This window comes from Micromonospora sp. LOL_013 (assembly GCF_048060315.1).
GTDB lineage: Bacteria > Actinomycetota > Actinomycetes > Mycobacteriales > Micromonosporaceae > Micromonospora_E.
In genome coordinates, this window is record NZ_JBHMIQ010000012.1 from 129106 (window position 1) to 145393 (window position 16288).

A 16288-nucleotide genomic window follows, 5' to 3' on the forward strand; every position below is an offset into this window, starting at 1 on the left:
ATTCCGTGGCGAAGGAGCCTCCGCGTGAGTGAAGCAGTCGACTGGGAGCGTACGGTCTTCATGCTGCTCGCCCCCGATGCCCTCGCCCGCCACCTCGGCGGGCAGATCGTGGACCGGGTGGTCGACCAGGGATTCCAGCCAATGGCGTGGCGGGTGCTGTGGCACCGGCCGACCAACCTGGACGCGTTCCACGAACGCAACATCACCCAGGTGTGGAAGGCGTACCTCTACCGTCTCGTCGACCAGCTCTTCGACTTCGGCCCGACGGTGGCGCTTATGGTCCGCGACGTCCGGCCCGACCCGCGACACCCCAGCCACGCACGGCTGCGCCTGGCCAAAGGGGCGAGCGATCCCGCTGACGCGAGCCCTGGCACGATCCGTGCCGACCTCGGCTCCATCAACGTCATGCTGGCTCTGATGCACAGCTCCGACACCCCTGCCGACTCCCAGCGGGAGAGCGCGGTCTTCACCGACGGCGGGTTCGAGGGCGGATCCGGCACCGGGTTCGGCGGAGCTGGCGACGGGCCTGGGGGGTACGACGGCAGCGACCCGGCCGACCTGCGTACCCTGCTCGATCTGCTCAGCCGGAGCGCTCCCGCCGAGCGCCGGGGATACCCGCAGGTCCTGGCCGGTCTGCGCGCCCGGGTCCTCGCCCTGGCCTGGCCAGAGCTGTCCGACTCCGCCCGCCGCAGCGCGGCCGATCTGCTGGCTGATGACCTCAGCGGTCTCGCCGCCGCCGGGGCCGGCGAGAAGGCCGCCGGGCTGCTGGCCGGCGGGCATCCACTCGCGCCGATCCTGGCCGCCGAGTTCACCCCCGACCGGCCAGGGCCCGACCCGGTCCGGGTGCAGGACCTTCTCGCGGTCCACGGCGCCCGGCTCGACCCGTGGGAACGCCTGGTGCTCGCCACCTCACGCCGTTTTGCGCCGCGCCGGTGACCTGCCGTCGCCGGGATCAGGACGTTCGCTGTCCAGGGATGAGGGCGGTCGTCGATGCGGCGGTCCGCGCCGTGGCCATCAGCTCAGGATCGGTCGAGTGCAGCCAGGCCGTCAGCGGCGTACCGACGCATCCCCGGTCCTGTTTGGCCCGCGCCGAGCCTTGTCCGTAGCCGATCCGGCGGGCACCCTGCGCCGAGGCGAGCGGGACCGCTCCGTAGAACGCCGTGCCGAAGTAGGCGAACCGCGACCGGCGATCGGTGTAGTCGTAGCCGAGGGCCAGACACTGCCACCCGTCACCGAACGGTGCGAACAGCGCGAACCCGACGACGGTGTCCCCGGCGTCGGCGAGGACCACCTGTGCGCGGCCGCCGGCGACACCGTGCAGCAGCGACTCCAGCCGGCCGCGCTCGGCCCCCTCGTCGCAGCCGCCCCGGTACTTGCTGACCAACTGGCTGCGCAGCCGGGCCAGCGCCGGTACCACCGGGGTGATCGCATCGCCGGGCAGATGACGCAGCCGTACGCCGTTGGCGGTGAGCCGGGCCAGCTCGCGCCCTGCTTCCGCCGCCCGTTTACGGGGCAGCGACGCCAGGTAGGCGTCGAACCCGCCGCTGGGTACCGGAAGCTCCCAGGTCAGTGACAGTGGCATCGCCACGAACCCGGCTGCGGACAGGGCACCGGTCAACGCCGTCGCCTCTGGTCTGGTGTAGAGGAACGCTACCGTCGCGATGCCCGCGTTCGCGGCCCAGTCCAGGATGCCGTCGACGGCGACCGCGAGCGCGGCCGGGCTGGTCGCCGCCGGCCCGACGGGGAGGCATTCGTAGCCGGGCAGCATCACCAGCAGGTTCGGTGTCCAGCGGGACGGCTCGGGCACGGCCCGCCCGGACATCTCGGCCCGCCTCGACAACTCGGCCCGCGCGGCCCGCGACGCTTCGGTCAGCGGCAGCGCGGGAGCCGCACTGACCAGTACGTGGTGCAGGTCGAACACTTCACCGGGGCGGGGAACGGGCTGCACGGTGGCGTGCAGGGCCAGGCACGCCGCGCCGCCCTGTTCGACGACGAAGGTGAGTGTACGCCCGCCGAGTCGGCCCGCCATCGCACGCAGCCAGCCCGGTGTGGTCAGCATCGGCCCGCCGGCGGTCAACCGCTCCCACTGCGGGGCGATGCCCGGATGGACGCGTAGCCGGTAGTTCACAGCCGCATCACGTAGGCGTCGAGCCGGCGGGCGGTCAGCCCGTGCCGACGTTTGAAGATGTCGTTGCTGCGCCCGCCCTCCAGGATCGGCCGGCCCAGCCGCAACGCCAGCCGGACCGACTCGGTGAACAGCGCCGCGTACGGGCTGGCGTTGCCGTCGACGCGGTATTCGACACCGCAGGTCCAGGTGTGGAAGCGGCGCTGGTCGGTCAGGCACACCCCGGCGGCGACGAGCGTGCCGCGTTGACGGATCCGTAGCACGTGCGCGGCCGGGCCGAGGGCGGTGACGAACCGGGTGAACGTCTCGGCGGGGTAGAAACCGGCGTTGCCGAACCGGGCGGCGGTCCGGTCGCACAGCTCGGCGATCTCGACCAGGTCCGCGCCGTCCGGTGTGGTCACGTCGCAGACGAAACCGGCGTCGATCGCCCGACGCTCGTTGCGGCGCAGGTTGGCCCGGGGCCGGGGAGCCAGCCGGGCAAGATAGTCCTCGTACGAGGTGAGGCCGGTCAGGTCGGTGGAGTAACGGTCCACCAGGTGCCGCCCGGTCAGCCCGGCGGCGGTGAGCGCGGCCGCCGTCGGGCCTGACGAGTCCACATTGACCAACCCGTACCAGCGGGCCCTCCAGTCATCGGCGAGCCGGCGCAGGGTGTCCAGCAGTTCGGTGACCACGTCGGTGCGGGTGACCGCGCCGAGCAGTTGGGTGTCGTAGCAGTGCCAGACGTGGCTGAGCAACGCGCTGTCCCGTTCGATGCCGGGATGCAGGCAGCGGAGCCCGCCGATCGGGTCGGCGAGCCGGTGCAGCGCGATCGGTAGGACGGCCACCGGCCGTCCGGCCGGTTCCCGGGCCACCAGGTATCCGAGCCGCTCCAGCGGCGCGAGCGGCGCATCGTGGTACGCCGACAGGTAGCCGTCCTGATAGAAGACCGGTGTGTCACCGCTGCCGGCGACCGCATCCCACCCGGCCCGCGACGCCGCCCGTGGGTCGTCGTAGTGCTCGACGACGATGGAGCGGATCATCATCGCACTGTACCGGACACCGGCGGGCATCTATGGTTGCACAATGGCGTCAGTCTATTACCACACGAAGGTCGGCACGACCGAGGAATTGGCTGCGGCGGCGGGGCAGCCTCTGGTCGACGTGTTACGCCGCAACGGCATCCCGGTCAACTCCGTGTTGAGCTGGCGCGATGGGCAGGTGGTGTCGGAGGACACCACGGTTGTCGGCGCCGACGACATCATCGAAGTCCGGCAGGTCCGGCATTACGATCTGAATGTGATGCGCCGCCCGAAACGGCAGGTCTACGGGGTACCCAACCCGGTTTACACCAAGAGCATCGTTTTCGACGACAAGGGCGCCATCGAGGTCCGGGGCGAGCAGTTCGACGCTCCCGCCTTCATCCAGTATGTCGAGGAGGCGTTCGTCGACAGTGTCCTGTCCCGGGAGGTGATGCGCGACGGCGACCACGTGATCGTCGGGCTGTCCGGCGGGCGGGACAGCGTCGCCTATCTGACCCTGCTGGAGCGGACCAGGGACCGGCTGCCCCCACTGAACATGACGGCCGTGACCATCACCGGCCTGCCCGACTGGGAGGAGCCGGCGACGTTCGCCGCCGCCCGAGCCTCCGGCGAACGGCTGGGGATCGAGCAGGTCATCGTGACCGCGGCGGACGTCGAGCGGGTGTTCCGGCTACGCGGCACGTTCGTCGACTCGATGAACGAGATCGTCAGCGACGAGGGCAGCCACCTGACGATGGTCATCGGCCACCAGGTGCTGCGGCGGATGCTGGAGGAGGAGGCACACGCGCGCGGCGCCGGGGTGGTGGCGTTCGGCTTCAACGCCGACGACCTGCTGGCCAGCATGGTGACCTGGATGACCAGCGGATTCCGGATGGGTGGCATCCCGACCCGGCAGATCGGCGGCCTGCGGTACATCTTCCCGCTGTACCGGATCACCAAGAAGGAACTGACGCTGTACCTGGAGCTGGTCGCGCCGGAACTGAACCGACAGGGCACCCCGGGGCGGTTCACCACCGGGCCCGACGAGCGGTCCCTGGCGTACGGAATGACCGACCATCTGCTCGACCTGTGGCCGGGCATCGACTACTACATGTTCTCCGCGTTCGAGAACATGCAGCGCTACATGTTCCCCTTCATGGAGGCGGCCTGCCGCGTCTGCGGCGGGGTCTACCTGCAGCAGGAAGGTGTCGCCAACGCACCGGACCTCTGCGACGTCTGCGACTTCTTCGCCCGTCGCGAACTCACCACCGTGTCCTGACCGGCATGCCGCCGACCCCGTGGTACGAGCGCTACTTCACGGCCGACTACTGGACGTTCGCCGACGACGAGTACACGGCCGAACGCACCGCCGCCGAGGTCGCCTACCTTGCGGATGTCCTGACCACCCACGCCCCCGGCCGGCGGGTGGTCGACCTGGGCTGCGGGGTCGGCCGGCACGCCATCGGTCTGGCCCGGCAAGGCTTCGACGTGATCGGGGTGGACGTGTCCGGGTACGCGCTGCGGCGGGCCGCGAGCGCCGCCGAAGCCGCCGGTGTCACCCTCGACCTGCGTCGGGTGGACCTGCTCGGCGCGCAGCCACCCGGGTGGGGGCTGCCCGACGTCGACGCGGCTATCTGCGTACAGGCATTCGGCTGGGGAACCGACGCCGATCAGCTCCGCCTGCTGCGCGCGGTACGCCGCCTGCTACCCGCCGACGGTCTGCTGATCCTCGATCATTCCAATGTGCTCGCCATCGCCCGGCACTACCGCGACGAGGCACACGCGGACATCGGCGGCACCGCGTTCCACTTCCAACGCCGCTACGACCCGGCCACCGGACGCAGCAGCGGCCGGGTCGACGTCCGCCGGCCGGACGGCACCACCGCCGTCCTCCCCGACGACGTGCGCCTCTACCACCCGACCGAGGTGGCCACCCTGCTGACCCGTGCCGGGTTCGCCGTGGCCCGGACCGACGCGGACTTCACCGCAGGTGCCACCCTGACCATGGACACCCGCTACGTCCAGTACGTCGCCCGACCGGCACCGGTGGTGGCCTCGGCACTCGACGGTCACCGTCCGCCAACGCCACCAGACCCGTCACCGGGCTCGCCACCGGACCCGTCACCTGCCGGTGACCACGTCCCGGAGCCCCTGGACCTGCGCGCCGCCCCCGACGAGGCCGGGCCGGTCGAACCCGCGCTGGCCGCCGCGTGGGCGTCGCTGCACACCGGGCCGGCCGCTATCCAGCGGGCACGCCGCTACGACCTCGCCGACCCGTACGCGGCGCAGCGGCTCGCACCCATCGTCGCCGCGTACCTGCGCTGGCCGCCGGGTCGGCACCTGCCGCCCGAACGGGTCACCGCCGGTGCCGGTGCCACCGGCCTGCTGCACGCGCTGGCCCGGCTGGGCGACGGCGGCACCGTCCTGGTCGACCTGGCCGGCCATCCGGAGCTGCCCGGCGCCACCGGCGGCCAGGTCCGGGCCACGTCGCTGCGCGACCCGGCGGACGCGGTGGCCGCCGTGACCCACCACCGGCCGGTGCTGACCGTCGTCGACCGGCCCGGCCTGCTCGGCCCGATCTGGACCGGGGACCAGCTGCGCCGGGTCGCGCAGGCCTGCGCCACGGTCGGCAGCGTGCTGGTCGTCGACGAGACGCTCGGTGCCTACCTGCCGCCCGACCAGAGCGCCGCCCCGCTCACCGAGGAGCTGCCCGGCACCGTCGTCATCCGCAGCATGTCCAAGGGGTTCTGCGCCGGCGGGCTGCGGGTCGGATACGCCGTCGCCGCCCCGGACCTGGCCGACGTCGTCCGGCAGGTGGCGCCACCGCTGGCGGTCAGCGCACTCGCTCTGGACCTGGCGGCCGCGCTGCTCACCCAGCAAGATCCGCTGGCCGCACTGCGGGACCGGATCGCACAGGTGAAGCCGTACGTCGAGGAGCAGCTGATCGCCGCCGGTCTCACCCCACTGCCGACCGACCCCCGGCTGCCGTGGCTAGCCCTGCCAGGTGAGGACGGGGTACGCCGGATCCTGGCCGCCCGAGGAGTGCTCGCCAAGGAGGTGCCGTCGCTGGAGCCGGGCGGCCCACCGGGCGCGCTGCTGCGGCTGTCGGTCCCGCTGTCCGAGGCCCGCCTGGCAGCCTTCACCGCCGCGATGACGGCCGCCGCTGCCAGGGCCGCCGGCGGTCGACCCGCCCCGGCGGACCGCCGATGAGACTGTCCCAGCTGGTCGCGGCGGTGCACGACGGCATCGAGGTCGACGCTGCCATGGTCGACGTCGCCGAGGTCGCCCGGCACGACCGCTACCAGGCCTCGGCCGGGATCCACGCAGCGGCCGGCTACGTCGCACAGCGGGCGGCGGACGCCGGCCTGCGCGACGTCACCGTGCACACCTTCCCGGCAGACGGGGCCCGGCGGTGGTGGACCTACCAGGCCCCTATGTCGTGGACCCCGGTGCGGGCCAGCCTCCGGCACGGCGGCGAGACGCTGATCGACTATCCGGCACAGCCGTACACCCTCGCGGCGTACTCGGCACCGACCCGCGCCGGCGGCGTCGCCGCACCACTGCTGCGCTGGTCGGCGATGTGCGCCGGCACCGACCCGACCGGCGCGCTCGTGCTGCTGGACGACGTCCGCGTACCGTTTCCGGAATGCGCCCGGCGGGCGGCGGCCGGCGGCGCCGTCGCGGTCGCCGCAGACCCGCTCAGCACCCGGACCGACCGGTTCGCCGACCAGGTCGGCCGGCTGGAACTGCTGCCCGGTGCGGCGTTGGCCGGCTTCAGCCTCACCGCCGCGCAGCTCGCCAGGCTCAGCGCGGCCGCCGACCGGGGCGAGGCGGTCACCGTCGAGGTGGCGGTGGCCGGTTCGACGGCCACCATGCCGGTGGTGACCGGCGTGCTGCCGGGCGACGGCAGCGGCGACGAGTTCCTGCTCTCGGCGCACCTGTGCCACCCCCGGCCCAGCGCCAACGACAACGCCTCCGGCGTCGCCGCGCTGCTCGCGACCGCCCGGCTGCTCGGTGCCCGGCCAGTCGGCGGACCGGATCTGCGTTTCCTGTGGGCGCCCGAGTTCGTCGGTGTCGCCGCGTACCTGCACGATCTCGTGGGCGGCGGTGCCGTGGCGCGGCCCAGCCTGGCGGTCAACGTGGACATGGCCGGGCAGGACCCGTACCGCTGCCGCAGCTCGCTGGTGATCGAGCGGGGGCCGGACGACGTACCGTCGTTTCTGCCGGCCCTGGCCGGACGCTGCGCCGAACTGGTGCCGGCACGGGCCCGGTCCTACAGCGGCGCGGTGCCGTGCGATCCGGGGCAGGCGGTCACCGCGCCGTTCTCCGGAGGTTCCGACCACGCGCTCGTCTCGGACGCGCCGACCCGGTGCCCGACGGTGTCCTTCGGGCACTGGCCGGACCGGGCCAACCACACCTCGGCCGACACGCTCGACATGGTCGACCCGGCCGAGCTGCGTCGCACCGTCACGGTGGCGGCGTCGACCGTGGCGGCGGCACGCGGACGCGCGGACCCGGCGTTGGCCGCCGACGTCGCCGACGCATGTGCCGGCTGGGCCGCCGGGCACATCCTGGCGGCGCTGCCCGGCCGGCAGCGTCCGCCGGCACCGTACCCGTACCGTGACGACGGCAGCCCGGTGCTGGACCCGGCCGGCGACGCCGCGTCGGTCCGGCGGGTGGCCCACCGCAGCGAGATCGTCGGCAAATGCGTCGGCACACTCACCCACGCCGGTGTGCCGGCCGGGGAGATCGTCCGTACGGCGCGCTGGCTGGCCGACGTGTCCGCCACCGCTGCCGACCGCGCGCTGTGCGCCGAGCCGTCGGCCGACGACGAGGCAGCGGGTACGGTGCTGGCCCGCGCCGCGCTCGGCCCGGTCAATCCCCGGACGCTGGCCGCCACCGACGCTGACCGCGCCTGGCTCGCCGAACGCCTGGCTGAGGATCGGGGCGGCAGCCACGCCCGCGTACTCACGCTGTTGCGAGCCGTCGACGGTCGGCGTGGCCGCCGCAGCGCGGCCTGGTGGGCGGCGCTGGCCGGCGAACTCCCCATCTCGGTGGCGTTCGCCGACCGGGTCTTCGACATGCTGCACCGGGCCGGCTGGGTCGTCCCGGTGCCCGATCCTGAGGATCTCGACGCGGCTGAGGAGATCGATGCGACCCGTCATCCTGCGTGACCGCAACATGCGGCTGCTCCTTGCCGGTCAGGCGTTCAACATGTTCGGCAGCACGATGATGGTCATCGTGTTGGCGATCTGGATGAAGGACCTCACCGGATCCACCAGCGCCGCCGGCCTGGTCTTCCTGCTCATGGCGATCGCCGTACTGCTGTCGCCGTTGACCGGTCTGCTGGTGGACCGGCTGCCGCGCCGGTGGCTGATGACGGTCAACGACGGGACGATGGCGGTCCTGATCCTGGCACTGCTGACAGTGGACGGCACGGCCGACCTGTGGCTGGTGTACGTCGTCACCTTCCTGTACGGCTGCTCCGGGCAGATTTACCGGGCCTCCCGTGGCGGACTGCTGCACTCGATGCTGCCCGACGACAGCCTCGGCAACGCCAACGGCGTACTCAGCAGCCTCAGTCAGGGGATGCGGGTGATCGGGCCGGTCGTCGGCGCCGCGCTCTACACCGCCAGCGGTATAGAGGCGGTCATCCTGGTGGACGCCGCGACGTTCGCCCTGTCCGTCGCGTCGCTGGTGCTGCTGCGCCGGCCCCGGGATCTGGTCCGGTCGGCCGACGCCACGCAGCGGGGCTCGCTGGCGACCGAGGTCGTCGCCGGGGCCCGGCACGTGGCCCGCCATCCGGTCATCCGGCGGATCGTCGTCGCCAGCGCGGTCGCGTTCGGCGGTGCCGGCATGATCAACGTGGCTCTGTTCTCGCTCGTCAGCGACGGGCTGCAGCGTCCGACCGCCATCATCGGGATCCTCGGGGGCGTCCAGGGCGCCGGCAGCGTCGTCGCCGGTCTCCTGGTCGGTCCCGCGATGCGCCGCTACGGCGAGTACACCGTGGCCTGCGCCGGCTTCCTGCTCAACGGGGTCGGCCTGGCGGCGGCCAGCACCGCCACCCTGACCGGAGTCGCAGCCGGGGCGGTCCTGGTCGGGTTGGGGTTGCCGCTGATTCTCGTCGCCGAGGTGACCCTGGTGCAGCGGCGCACCTCCGCCGAGCTGCAGGGCCGCGCGATCGTCGCGTCTGAGGCGATCATCAATACGCCGTACGCCGTATGCATCGGCGTCGGCACCCTGGTCGTCGGCACAGTCGGCTACCGGCCGATCTACTTCGCGGTCGCCGCAGTCTTCATCCTGGTGGGGGCCGCGCTGCTGCCGTTCCGGGCCCAGACACGGCCGGAGCGGCCGGCTGACGTCTCGCCCGTCGGCACCGCCTCCTAGCGGTCCCGTGTCCTGGCGGCCCGGCAGTCTTAGCGGCACGGCAGTCTCAGCGGTCCCGCCAGATTGCCAGCGGTACCACCGTCTCGTCGGCTGAGTCGGTGCCGTGTTCCCAGCTCAGGCTGGTGTCCGGCACGGGGAAGCGTTCGTCTGCGGCGATCGCGATCACCGGGCCTACCCGGTCCCGCCAGGCTTCGTCGGTGGCCACGATCCGGGCCGAGGAGCCGAGCGCCGCAGCGAGTCGGCCGCCGACCTCTTCGTCTTCGTCGCCGGGGGCCGGGTACAGCCACCGGACCCGGCCCGCCCCGCCGGCCGGGAGCAGCCGCCGTGCCGGGTCATCCAGAGCAGACCATGCCCGCACCAGGTCCTCGTCCGGGGTGCACCGGACCTGGCCGTGGTCCGAGTGGACGATGACTGTCCAGCCGGCCTGCGCCCACCGGGCGGCCCGGCTGCCCAGCTCGGCCATCGCCGTCACGGCTCGTTCGTCGTAGCCGTGGCGGTGCAGGTAGTCGTCGAGGTTGACGTAGGTCCACAGGAGCATCGGTTGCCGCCGCCGCACGTCACCGGCCTGCCCGCCGATCTGCTCGTCGACTTCTTTCATTGCGGCGTCGACCAGCAACGCAGGGTCGCGGGCATGCCGGGCGAGCGTCTCCGACGGTGCAGCCGGGACGACGGTCGCGCCCCGGAGCAGCGCCTGCGCCCATGGGCCGGGTAGGTGGGCGATCTCCCGGGCCACCGCGCGGCACTGCACGCCGTCGCCTGCAGCCCGGTCGAAGATGGTCGGGTGCTCGATCACGAGTCTGGGGTCGCCGCCCGGGTCGGCCGGCCCCTGCGCCAACACCTGGCCGGTGACGGCGTACACCAGAGTGCCACGGCCGGGGACGCGGTAGACCATCCCGGGTACGCCGTGCTGAGCCGGCCCGACTCCGGTCATGGCGGTCAGCCAAGCGGTTGTCGACGTGCTCGGAAACGTGCTGGCCAACTGGGTCAGCTCGGCGGTCCGCCAGCCTGCCGCCAGCGCTGCGTCGTATGACAACCCGTCAACGGCAAGCATGATCACCCCACGGCGTGCCCGGGACAGTTCGTCGCAGACGACATCGGGCATGTCCGCCAAGGAGGTGTACGGAGCCGACTTCACAAATCTTCTCCTCCTCGGCTTGTGAATCACCGGCGCCACCGCCGCCGCCGGGCTGGCCGGAACCGCCGCCACCATGTGAGGCTGAGATACCTTATCCGCCGGTCGAAAGGTATCTCAGCCTCACATGATCTTGGTGATCCCGGCTTGGTGGGTGTCGGCGGCGGGGGTCGGTCAGGGTGAGCCGTGCAGGACGACCCGGTAGCCGAGTTGCTGGCCGTATGTCATCAACGGGCGCAGGGTCGGGACCAGTTCGGTCGCCTGTGTGGTCCAGTGGTGTCCCCGGTTGCCGTCGAGTCGGCGGTGGCGGGCCGGTGTCGTGTGCCGTTGTTGGTGCAGCTCGCGTCGCAGGTGGTGCAGCCGCTTTGAGGCGGTGGACCGGCCGGAGTGCCAGTCGAGCCAGCGTAGCCACCAGTCACGTAGCATTTCGGTGATCATTTCTCTCCTTCTTGATCATTTGGTCGATGGTCGGGTTTCTATGCGCCGGGGTAGTCGGTAGAGTCCGTGGCGCTGGACGAAGATCTCGCGTCGTTCGGCGGCGTTGCCGTGGCGGTCGATGACGTATCCGGTGAGCCAGATCCACCCGTCGTAGGTCCATTTGCGGTCGACGGCGATGACCCGGAGTCGGATGGCGCGGTCGGCGGCGAACTGGACGCTGGCTTGCCGGCCGATGATCAGCACGTCGCCGGGTTTCGGCTCCGGCGTGGCGAGTAGCCGGCTACCCGTCACGCCGTTCCGCCATCGGGTACGTGGTACGCCCGCAGTCCGGGCACCACCTGGACTTGACCTTGAATGACCACAGCCCGGCGCAGAAGCCGAGCAGCGCCGCGCCGACGACTGCCCCGATTCCTAGCATGGTCGCATCCTCCTGTCGCAGGTGTCGATGGCTTCGAAATCGAAGATGAGCACGTCTGCTGCGTGAAGTTCCTCGATCAGGTCGTCGAAGAGGTGGCTGTGGTGTGCGGAGAGGGCTTCGTGGGCGGGGACGATGATGTGGTGGACGTCCTCGACGAGGAGGCCATGCATCAGGTGGTCGAACGCGGCTCGGCTGGTCGAGCGTTCGATGAAGACGGCGATCAGCTCGTAGCCGTGGCTGTCGGCGAACTGCTGCATGCGTCGCTCGGCTTGGTCCACGATGGCGTTGCTGGTGTTGGCGTGCGGCGGCAGTAGGCGGATGTAGCCGTACAGCGGCGGTTTCATGGGTCTAGTTCCTCCTTGCAGGGTGTGGACCTGGACGCCGGTGTCTTCCAGCACGTCGAGAAGGTGGTGCTGGACGACCGGGTGCGTGGAGAGGTGCGCGAGGCTGGGCGTGATCACGCGCCGGGCGTTGGAGCGGCAGGTCTCTTCGATCAGTGCGGTGAGGGCCGGGCGGTTCAGCGCGGTGTCGTACTCATGGAAGAGCCCCGCTAAGCAGTAGCCCTCCTGCTCGGCCCAGAACTTGAGGGCGAGTTCCATCTGCCGGATGTCGCCGTCGAGGGCGTCGAGGTCCACCCGCAGGTAGCCGTACATCAGCGGCTTCACCATGGGTTGCCCCCTTCGAGTCGAGCGGGACCGACGACATGTGCCTGCTCGGGCGACCCCTCGCCGGCTGCTGGGCGGTGCGGCACGCCCAGGTACTGAAGACGAGTAGAGCATTGCGTGTATCGATCTACAAGACTTCATTTACGGAACCCAGAAGTACGTCATCGAGAGCGAAGCATGCATTGCAAAACAGGCGTACGGGTGCTTTCATCTTGAGTGACAGGGTCGCCTCACCGTGAGGCGAGGAGCGGAGGATGAGACGTGGCGGAAGGAGCGACAGGGTCAACGGTGCCGAGACGGCAACTGGGTCGCTGCCTGCGTGATCTCCGGATGCAGGCCCGGTTCACGGTCAGAGCCGCCGCCTCCGCTCTGGAGTGGAGCGAAGCGAAGATCTGGCGGATCGAGACCGGGCATACGTCCATGCGGTCACTCGACGTCGAGCAGATGTGCCGCGTCTACGGCGCGTTGGCCGAGACGACGACATCGCTCATGGCTCTCGCCAAGGAGACCAAGAGCAAGGGCTGGTGGCTGTCTTACGCAGACATAATCAACGAGGGCTTCGACGTTTACATCGGCCTGGAGGAGTCCTGCAGTCAGTTGCGGTGGTACGAAGCCGAGCTCGTGCCAGGACTACTGCAAACCGCGGACTACGCCCGCACGCTGATCGAGGCCGACAACCCCGGCACGGAGCCGCGCGAGATCGCCCGACGGGTTCAACTCCGAATCGCTCGGCAAACGCTGCTCACCAGACCGGTCGCGGCACCGGAGCTGAGGGTGGTGCTCAACGAGTCGATCCTCCGGCGGCCGGTGGGCGGGCGGGAGGTCATGAGCGCCCAGCTGGAACGGCTGATCGCCGTGAGCGAGATGCCGAACGTGGCACTCAGGGTGCTGCCGTTCGCGGTCGGGATGCACGCCGGCATCATGTCGGGTCCGTTTGTCGTGTTGGAGTTTCCCACCAACGGCAACGGCCAGGCGACGGAGCCGCCCACGGTCTACGTCGACGGGTTCACCGGTGCTCTGTTCCTGGACAAGCCGCATGAGATCGACCGGTACGAGGGAGCATTCAGCAACATCTGGGACGCCTCGCTGGATGAGCGGGCGTCGAGGCAGGCAATCAGGGACGCGATGAAGGAGATGGGCAAGTGATCACTGGCGACGTTTCAGCGGCTCGTTGGTTCACGTCGAGCCGGAGCAACGGACAGAACAACTGCGTCGAAGTGGCCGACAACCTTCCGGGACGGGTCCTGGTCCGGGACACCAAGAACCGCGACGGCGGCACCCTGGCCTTCGGCCCGTCCGCGTGGCGCTCGTTCATCGAGGTGGCGAAGCGCCACCACTGACGGCCTGACGGCTATCTCGGCGAGACAGCCGGAGAGCGCCGACCCTGCCTCGGTAGGGTCGGCGCTCCTGCATCGCGCGCCGGACGCGGTGAGTCAGGGCCGCCTGATCGCCGGCCGGGTTGGTCGGTTCGCTCTGCGCTGCGAAGGCTCCGTCATGACGTCCGTGAGCGCGGACCCTTCGCGGACCGCTCGCTCCGCCGCAGGTCAGGAGGGGTAAAATCGGTACCCTGTCACAGCTCTTTCGGGAGCTGCCCTTCATTGAGGCGGTGTGCATCGAGACTCGGTCTCTCTGGCACCTCACTGCCCAGGAGTGGACGTCGATCGGTGGAGATGATCCAGTGAGCAGCGCACCCACTTGGCGTACCAGCACCTACTCCGAAGCCGGCTCGTGCGTCGAGGTGGCCGACAACCTGCCCGGTCGGGTCCTGGTTCGGGACACCAAGGACCGTAGCGGCCCGATGCTGATCTTCGGCCCGTCCGCCTGGCGCTCCTTCGTCGAGCTCGCCAAGCAGCACCACTGATCCAACATCCCAGCAGCGGGCCGAGCTCCAGAGGCTCGGCTCCCCAAGTTGGCCGGTGCCTCCGCTGGTGTCAGTCCAGTTGGGTCACGACGTGGCCGTCGGCGTCGCGGCCGACGACGGCGGTGATGTCGGAGAGGTTCATCCCGTCGCGCTCACCCCCGTCGCGAGGAAGCCAGACCGCGTAAGCGCCGATCTGGCGATTTCGGGTGGCGGGGAGTTGGTGTACGGCGGCCGTGGCGGTCCGGCCGAACATGGTCACGGACACGCTGGTCACGGCACCGCGTACGGGCCCGACCAGGATGATCTCCCGCTGCTGCGGGTCAAGCGGTGCGGCGTATGGCATCGGCTTGGTGGGCAGCAGTGGCGGACCGAGTGTGTCCAACGCCTCCGGTGCCGGATCGCAGAAGACGAACTCGTTCTCCTTGCCCTCCATGCGCTTACCGTCGACGCGGGCGACGCGCACGCAGAACGCGTCTTCGGCGAGCCAGGCGGCGGTCTCCCAACCCGGTACGCGGGCATCCAACACCACGGGCTGTCCGACGGTCGGGGTAGGCGGGGGCGCCTCAGGTGCGGGAGCAGCGGCAGTGCAGCCCTGCGTGGCAAGTAGCCCGGCTACGACGGCCATGGTGATGGAGGGACGCATGCCGACAGTATCGCCCTGCATGCCACGGCGATGGGCGTCGCCGGGGTGGGTTCCCGGCCAGACTGTTGTAGCCGGAAGCCGTCGAGGTGAGGCTTACGCACGTCAAAAGGCGAAGTTAAGGTATCTCAGCCTCACCTCGGCGCGGTTTTGAGTTGCCGGCGGCCCCGTCCGAGCCGTGGCCAGGGTCAATCAGGTCGTGAATCTCCCCGCCACCGTCGCGTAGCTCTTCGACCGCTTCGGCCAACCGCTGAGCATTGGCGAGGCTGGCCATCAGATATACCGTCTCTTCCAGCGATCCGTGCCCATGGCCCGAGCCGGTCACAGCGGCCTCGTGGCCAGGCAGTTCCTGCTTACCGGACTCGACGGCCTGCTCGCCACCGGATCGTTCGATGTGGGCCGCGCGAATGTCATGCCAGCGTCCGAAAATAGTCATTGCTGCCCTTGATTGGCTTCAGATCTTCGCCGCCTCCTTGGCGGCCATCCTTACTATGTTTCGATAGTCCTCTTCGGTCCAGCCCACGTTATCGAACTCGATCCAGATCAGCTTGTTCTCCGTGACCACAAGGAAGGCGGTCACCATCCCATCTATTTCTTGCCCCGGTGCCTTCGACTGGAATACCAAATCGTCATCATCCTGGATGAGTGGCGCGCACATCTTTGCGGCTCTCACGATCTCATTCGCATTGGTATCGATCACCCGCCCGGTTGCTACCATTTGCCGGATCTCCTGGATTACCGCCTCCTCTCCTGCTGGTACCGGCTGATGTCCTCTAATGGTGCCAAAATACAGTATGTCGGCGCCGTTTTCGGCAAGGATTGCGTTTGTGTGATTTGGATTCTTTGCTACCCAGGGAAATGGCCTGTCGCACTCTGGTTCATTCGCTGGACCTAGGCGGGAACATGCTTCTTGGTCAAGCGAGATCGAGTGATATCCGTGGCTTGCGCTCGTAGATTCTGGCCACACTTCTTCGACCTTCAAGAGGCCTTCCCTGGTTTCTGGTAGCTCTGATTCGCAAACTGTGGTTTCATTTGCAAATGAGGATTCCGAAGATCGTGGAGAAGCGTGTGACTCAGCTTCTGATGGCCGCCTTACTGCGCCGACATCGCAGGCCATCAGAAAGGCAATCGCGATGGCCGCCAGCGCTGCAACGTGAGGTTGTTTACGCACTGATTTCCTTTGTTCTTGCGGAAGGAGCTGAGGAGCGGTGTCGTCGACGCCGCTCCTCAGCTCCTGCTGATAGTGCCGGGACGTAAAGCTCAACAAGCTATCGCTTTAGCCTTGTATTCGAAGGAGCTGGAAGAGTATGAGGCTGAGCAGCTGGCGGCACCTTCCGCCGGGACTGCGAACGATACTGCACTTCCTGAAACCGTGCTGGCCGCAGTTCCGGTACTGTTGCATTTCCAGCCGGAGTAGTTGCCATTGAATTTTTTCTCGCCATGAAAGAACGCGTAGGCACCAGGTCCGACGGTGATTGTTACCGACTCACTCGTCTGCCTTGTCACAGACCCAGAAGCCGCCAATGTGACACCAACCGTTCCGCTAAATTCGGCCATCACAGTGAGGTCTATTCACAGGCGATCCTGTAGAAGTGCAGCCCGATGACACAGGAGATCGTTTCCG

Annotated in this window: 19 protein-coding genes; 9 read left to right on the forward strand and 10 right to left on the reverse strand. The window is 69.4% G+C overall.

Going from position 1 to position 16288, the window contains the following annotated elements; all coding sequences use genetic code 11:
- Positions 1-24 precede the first annotated feature (24 nt).
- The gene (locus tag ACFHWS_RS10430; RefSeq protein WP_416554049.1) at positions 25-936 is read left to right on the forward strand and encodes a nucleoside-diphosphate kinase; all 912 of its coding nucleotides are present in this window, start codon (positions 25-27) and stop codon (positions 934-936) included.
- 16 nt (positions 937-952) lie between these two features.
- Here the strand turns inward: ACFHWS_RS10430 and ACFHWS_RS10435 are convergent, their stop codons facing one another.
- Together ACFHWS_RS10435 and ACFHWS_RS10440 are read right to left on the reverse strand one after the other, a co-directional pair.
- Positions 953-2128 (reverse strand): hypothetical protein, encoded by a 1176-nt coding sequence (locus ACFHWS_RS10435; protein WP_416554051.1) that lies wholly within the window; start codon positions 2126-2128, stop codon positions 953-955.
- Complete coding sequence (locus tag ACFHWS_RS10440) at positions 2125-3147, reverse strand: GNAT family N-acetyltransferase (protein ID WP_416568086.1); 1023 nt, start codon at positions 3145-3147, stop codon at positions 2125-2127. The genes ACFHWS_RS10435 and ACFHWS_RS10440 overlap by 4 nt, the downstream gene beginning before the upstream one ends.
- A 40-nt stretch (positions 3148-3187) precedes the next feature.
- Here ACFHWS_RS10440 and ACFHWS_RS10445 point away from each other — a divergent pair, with 40 nt between their 5' ends.
- The 4 genes from ACFHWS_RS10445 to ACFHWS_RS10460 are packed head-to-tail and all read left to right on the forward strand — an operon-like array spanning position 3188 to position 9510.
- Positions 3188-4402 (forward strand): hypothetical protein, encoded by a 1215-nt coding sequence (locus tag ACFHWS_RS10445; RefSeq protein ID WP_416568087.1) that lies wholly within the window; start codon positions 3188-3190, stop codon positions 4400-4402.
- A 5-nt stretch (positions 4403-4407) separates the two neighbouring features.
- On the forward strand, positions 4408-6333 hold the full coding sequence (locus ACFHWS_RS10450; RefSeq protein WP_416554057.1) for an aminotransferase class I/II-fold pyridoxal phosphate-dependent enzyme: 1926 nt from the start codon (positions 4408-4410) through the stop codon (positions 6331-6333).
- Positions 6330-8297, forward strand: a complete 1968-nt coding sequence (locus ACFHWS_RS10455) for a DUF4910 domain-containing protein (protein ID WP_416568088.1) — start codon at positions 6330-6332, stop codon at positions 8295-8297. Before ACFHWS_RS10450 ends, ACFHWS_RS10455 begins: the two co-directional genes overlap by 4 nt.
- On the forward strand, positions 8275-9510 hold the full coding sequence (locus tag ACFHWS_RS10460) for an MFS transporter (RefSeq protein WP_416568089.1): 1236 nt from the start codon (positions 8275-8277) through the stop codon (positions 9508-9510). The genes ACFHWS_RS10455 and ACFHWS_RS10460 overlap by 23 nt, the downstream gene beginning before the upstream one ends.
- Before the next feature lie 46 nt (positions 9511-9556).
- Here the strand turns inward: ACFHWS_RS10460 and ACFHWS_RS10465 are convergent, their stop codons facing one another.
- From ACFHWS_RS10465 to ACFHWS_RS10485, 5 genes are all read right to left on the reverse strand, one after another.
- Positions 9557-10645, reverse strand: coding sequence for an alkaline phosphatase family protein (locus tag ACFHWS_RS10465; RefSeq protein WP_416554063.1), 1089 nt, complete (start codon positions 10643-10645; stop codon positions 9557-9559).
- Positions 10646-10816: 171 nt separating this feature from the next.
- The gene (locus ACFHWS_RS10470; protein ID WP_416554065.1) at positions 10817-11080 is read right to left on the reverse strand and encodes a hypothetical protein; all 264 of its coding nucleotides are present in this window, start codon (positions 11078-11080) and stop codon (positions 10817-10819) included.
- A 15-nt stretch (positions 11081-11095) separates the two neighbouring features.
- On the reverse strand, positions 11096-11371 hold the full coding sequence (locus ACFHWS_RS10475) for a hypothetical protein (RefSeq protein ID WP_416554067.1): 276 nt from the start codon (positions 11369-11371) through the stop codon (positions 11096-11098).
- The gene (locus tag ACFHWS_RS10480) at positions 11361-11498 is read right to left on the reverse strand and encodes a hypothetical protein (RefSeq protein WP_416554069.1); all 138 of its coding nucleotides are present in this window, start codon (positions 11496-11498) and stop codon (positions 11361-11363) included. The genes ACFHWS_RS10475 and ACFHWS_RS10480 overlap by 11 nt, the downstream gene beginning before the upstream one ends.
- Positions 11492-12166: a recombinase family protein gene (locus ACFHWS_RS10485; RefSeq protein WP_416568090.1), complete on the reverse strand. Its 675-nt coding sequence runs from the start codon at positions 12164-12166 to the stop codon at positions 11492-11494. Before ACFHWS_RS10485 ends, ACFHWS_RS10480 begins: the two co-directional genes overlap by 7 nt.
- Before the next feature lie 285 nt (positions 12167-12451).
- On the opposite strand from ACFHWS_RS10485, the gene ACFHWS_RS10490 reads away from it, so the two are divergent.
- From ACFHWS_RS10490 to ACFHWS_RS10500, 3 genes are all read left to right on the forward strand, one after another.
- The gene (locus ACFHWS_RS10490) at positions 12452-13309 is read left to right on the forward strand and encodes a helix-turn-helix domain-containing protein (protein WP_416557632.1); all 858 of its coding nucleotides are present in this window, start codon (positions 12452-12454) and stop codon (positions 13307-13309) included.
- Positions 13306-13503: a DUF397 domain-containing protein gene (locus ACFHWS_RS10495; protein ID WP_281552639.1), complete on the forward strand. Its 198-nt coding sequence runs from the start codon at positions 13306-13308 to the stop codon at positions 13501-13503. The genes ACFHWS_RS10490 and ACFHWS_RS10495 overlap by 4 nt, the downstream gene beginning before the upstream one ends.
- A gap of 338 nt (positions 13504-13841) precedes the next feature.
- On the forward strand, positions 13842-14024 hold the full coding sequence (locus tag ACFHWS_RS10500; protein WP_416557633.1) for a DUF397 domain-containing protein: 183 nt from the start codon (positions 13842-13844) through the stop codon (positions 14022-14024).
- A 70-nt stretch (positions 14025-14094) separates the two neighbouring features.
- Here ACFHWS_RS10500 and ACFHWS_RS10505 read toward each other — a convergent pair whose 3' ends face one another.
- From ACFHWS_RS10505 to ACFHWS_RS10515, 3 genes are all read right to left on the reverse strand, one after another.
- Positions 14095-14667 carry a hypothetical protein gene (locus ACFHWS_RS10505; RefSeq protein WP_416568091.1) on the reverse strand — a complete coding sequence of 191 codons (573 nt, stop codon included), beginning with the start codon at positions 14665-14667 and terminating at the stop codon, positions 14095-14097.
- Between the two features lie 115 nt (positions 14668-14782).
- Complete coding sequence (locus ACFHWS_RS10510) at positions 14783-15100, reverse strand: hypothetical protein (protein WP_416556623.1); 318 nt, start codon at positions 15098-15100, stop codon at positions 14783-14785.
- A gap of 18 nt (positions 15101-15118) precedes the next feature.
- Positions 15119-15835, reverse strand: coding sequence for a hypothetical protein (locus tag ACFHWS_RS10515; protein WP_416568092.1), 717 nt, complete (start codon positions 15833-15835; stop codon positions 15119-15121).
- 15 nt (positions 15836-15850) lie between these two features.
- Here ACFHWS_RS10515 and ACFHWS_RS10520 point away from each other — a divergent pair, with 15 nt between their 5' ends.
- The gene (locus ACFHWS_RS10520; protein WP_416568093.1) at positions 15851-16081 is read left to right on the forward strand and encodes a hypothetical protein; all 231 of its coding nucleotides are present in this window, start codon (positions 15851-15853) and stop codon (positions 16079-16081) included.
- The last annotated feature ends 207 nt before the right edge of the window (positions 16082-16288 follow it).